This is a genomic window from Methanospirillum stamsii (genome assembly GCF_003173335.1).
In the GTDB taxonomy this organism is placed as follows: domain Archaea; phylum Halobacteriota; class Methanomicrobia; order Methanomicrobiales; family Methanospirillaceae; genus Methanospirillum; species Methanospirillum stamsii.
Window position 1 is genome coordinate 1 of record NZ_QGMZ01000059.1, and the last position, 2,233, is coordinate 2,233.

Sequence of the window (2,233 nt, forward strand, 5' to 3'; positions counted from 1 at the left end):
ATTTCCCATTCCGCTCCCCCCCTAAAAAAACCGAATAATTTATGAAGGTCGGTCTTCGCTTAATATATAAAAGCTTACATATATATCTCAGAATATAATATTAACTAAGCAGAATGTCTCATCGACACACTTCTGCAAGTAAGCGGACAGCCAAACCGACCCACGTAACCCGGACCAAACAATCCTTTGACGATCAATTGCGGCGAATCTCCGATGAAAAAGAGGATAATTCACTCATCATTCCTTTCTCCCTCCTCGTAATTGCTTCATACCTCAACCGCCTTCACTTCAAGGAAATCATAAACGAACGATTGCGCTGGGATCCCGCCCAATGGAAATACAGTCCCGGGGTCCTGGCTCAAATCATGGTTCTTTCAGTTTTTGTCCCTTCCAGAAAAAAGGTTGCTCTTTCCCGTATCCACGAAGCTTTCGCGGGGATTGACCTGACTTATCTTGTTGGCGAGGAGATTGACCCTGAATCTCTCAATGATGATCTCTTTGGTCAGCTTCTTGACCGAATGTATGAATATGGGTGCTCTACTCTGTATCGCTCGATCTCATTAACCGTTCGAACAACGTTTGACCTTCCTCATAATTACTTCCTTCATTCAGACACCACATCCCACGTTCTTACCGGTGAATATGAATGTTCTCAAACCCAGGAAATCTCCACAGTAATAAAGCCAACATATGGCGTTAGTAAAGAAAAGAGAGCAGATCTGAAGCAAATAATGTCAGGCTCAGTTACGGATGGTGATGGTCTTGTACTCTTTTGTCATATACTAGATGGAAACACTGCTGACTGTGAATACAACAATCTCATGATCTCTGCCTTGCAATCCGTCTACGGAGATGAATTCGGGGAATATACCTACATAGCTGATTGTAAAGTCCTCACGGAAAAAAATCTCAAATTGATTTACAAGGGCGTTAAGAGCGGGGATCCAGTTAAGATTATTTCATGTCTTCCTGATAATTTCGGAGGAAAATTGTCCGAAAAAATGCGAAAAATTGCTTATCTGGAGAATAATTGGGAGTCCCTTGGGATTTGTTGCCAGTACCCGTCTGGTAAAAACTCTGAACCAGAGTATTGGTCCAGAACATATCAAAAGGACGTCTGTGGCCATCCGATGTGGGTTCATGTTTACCGGAAAAAAGAGGCAGAGAAACATCTTGAGCGATATCTGAACGATGAACGCAGGAAATTTGAAACGGATTTGGATGTTCTTACTTCAAAAGAGTTTATGTGTGAACCGGATGCACGGACAGAACTCGAGAATTTCATAAAAAAGCATAAAAAATCAATCTTTTCGGCAGAATTGTCTCTTATTTCAACAACAAAAGAGAAACGGCCAGTGGGACGCCCCTCGAAGATTCCAAAACCATCGGTAATAGAGACCACCTGGAGTTTTTGTGCAGGGGAGATTCGTGGCGATGAAGCGAAGATTGAACGGAAAAGAAGGAAAATTGATTCATTCTGTCTGCTCACATCAATCTCCCCTGAAGAAATGAACAGTAGAGAAGTCCTCCTCAACTATAAACGACAGAATGTCGTCGAATCGATGTTTTCTCTGCTCAAAGAACCACTCCTTGCCTCAACAATATTTCTTGAAAAACCGGAGCGAATCGAAGCTCTCATGACGATTCTTTATTTCAGTGTGCTTATGCACGGGATCCTTCAACTGATCACCAGAAACAGAATTGAAAAACTTCCGAAGGTTCCGAAGATTGGGCCTGAAAACCGACCACTTATCCGTCCGAAATCAGGTACCGTCTTGAACATTCTCGAAAATTTTGAGATTATCACCGTAGATGGCGTGTTAAAGAAAATTCGCTCTAAACAGAAAAAAAGGAGTGAACAACTGGATTTAATGATGTATTTAGTAGACTTTGACCCTGCCGTGATTTGATCGGGTTGGGGGAGGAGGTTCAATGGGATAGCTTGAGCTATGGACAAATTTTTGATACCGATTTCGGGTATTAAGCTGGTGGAGCTCGCTGGTGAGCATCTGATTTGTGGTTAACGAAAATCAGGGCGATTTTTTGGGAGGAACTCACCAGCGCTTGTACAAATTTGTACGCATTTGCTGAGGGGGGTCCGGAATAGGAAATTGATTTTCAACGAGGAGCAAAATTCCCTTGTCCGTCCTGTGGAACAGAGTTATGCGATGTACACGATACAATAGATAAAGAATGGCGTCATCTCGATTTTTTTCAATATCCCTCCTATATT

Annotated in this window: 1 protein-coding gene and 1 pseudogene; both read left to right on the forward strand. The window is 42.4% G+C overall.

Annotation, left to right across the window (positions count from 1 at the left end):
• Positions 1-113: 113 nt before the first annotated feature.
• The gene (locus tag DLD82_RS17360; protein ID WP_109942398.1) at positions 114-1,910 is read left to right on the forward strand and encodes an IS1634 family transposase; all 1,797 of its coding nucleotides are present in this window, start codon (positions 114-116) and stop codon (positions 1,908-1,910) included.
• 200 nt (positions 1,911-2,110) lie between these two features.
• A pseudogene (locus tag DLD82_RS17365) lies at positions 2,111-2,233 on the forward strand (ISL3 family transposase); the annotation flags it as partial.